At 72.0% G+C, this 1,267-nt stretch carries 2 protein-coding genes; both read right to left on the reverse strand.

Annotated features, from left to right (window positions below; translation table 11 throughout):
- Window positions 1-529 (reverse strand): LLM class flavin-dependent oxidoreductase (locus tag G6024_RS13385; RefSeq protein WP_159148911.1); only part of this gene is annotated, 529 nt, incomplete at its 3' end.
- A gap of 25 nt (window positions 530-554) precedes the next feature.
- Window positions 555-1,267, reverse strand: a 713-nt coding sequence (locus G6024_RS13390; RefSeq protein ID WP_159148912.1) for an SDR family oxidoreductase, incomplete at its 5' end; no start/stop codon positions are given.

The following is a 1,267-nucleotide window of genomic DNA, read 5'->3' on the forward strand; positions in this document are numbered from 1 at the left end:
GCAGCAGGGCGGCGAACAGGTCGAGCTTCTCGCTGAACAGCTGCTCGTACCGGGCGAGATCGAGGCCGAACAGCGGGAACGACTCGGTGAACGACCCACGGCCCAGCACGACCTCGGCCCGCCCGTTCGACAGGGCGTCGATGGTGGCGAAGCGCTGGAAGACGCGGATGGGGTCATCACTCGAGAGGACCGTGACCGCCGAGCCCAGCGTGATGCGCTCGGTGCGCGTGGCGATGCCGGCCAGCAGGACGTCCGGGGCGGAGACGGCGAAGTCGGGGCGGTGGTGCTCGCCGATGCCGAACGCGTCGACGCCCACCTGGTCGGCCAGGACGGCCTGCTCCACGACGTCACGCAGGACCTGCGCGTGGTGGACGGGCCGACCGCCGCGGTCGACGGTGACGTCGCCGAAGGTGTCGAGACCGAAGGCGACATCCTGGGTGGAGGGGTCACCGTGGGTGGCGTCGTGGGTGGAGGGCGACGACGACGAGGTGGGCGTCGCGGGGTCGGGTGCGGAGGCTGACGAGTTCATGCGGTCAGCATAGTTGATCCGTCATCTACAAGGCGGGGTGTGCCGCCCGGGCGCGGGCGGGCTCGATCACGAGAGCACGGTTGCGGGCGACACCGTCGAGCACGCTCGCCGCCAGCCGGTCGGGGTCCAGCGGCCGACGCACCCCCTGGCCGTCGAGGTAGAAATGCCGACCGCCGAAGCCGTCGAGTTCACCCTTGTCGAGGATCGCGGTGTCGACCGCCGCCGGGCACACCACGGTCACGCCGATCCCGTGACCGGCGGCCTCGGCGCGCAGGGACAGCCCGAGCCCGACGACCGCGTGCTTGGTCATCGCGTAGCTGGTGATGAGCCCCGCCGGGCACAACCCGCCCATCGACGCGGTGAGCACGATCGCCCCGGCCCCGCGGTCGATCATGTGCGGGTACGCGGCGTGCACGCAGTGGACCACCCCACGGACGTTGACGTCGATGATCGCGTTCCACTGCTCCAGGGTGAGCTTGTCGGTGTCGCCACCCCAGGTGATGCCGGCGTTGGCGAACATCAGGTCCAGCCCGCCCCGGGTGGAGACCACCTCCTCGACGAGGGCGGCCACCGCGGCGGCATCGGTGACGTCGAGGTGCGCCGGTTCGACACTCCCGGCCCCTGCCGACCCGGCGCCGGGGCCGGACCTCGTCGTCGTCACCTCCTCGGCGACCCGACGCGCGGCGGCGAGGTCGATGTCCGCCACCACCACGTGCGCACCGGCCGCCACGAGGGCAC

Source organism: Dietzia maris (assembly GCF_014144855.1).
Taxonomy (GTDB): domain Bacteria; phylum Actinomycetota; class Actinomycetes; order Mycobacteriales; family Mycobacteriaceae; genus Dietzia; species Dietzia kunjamensis.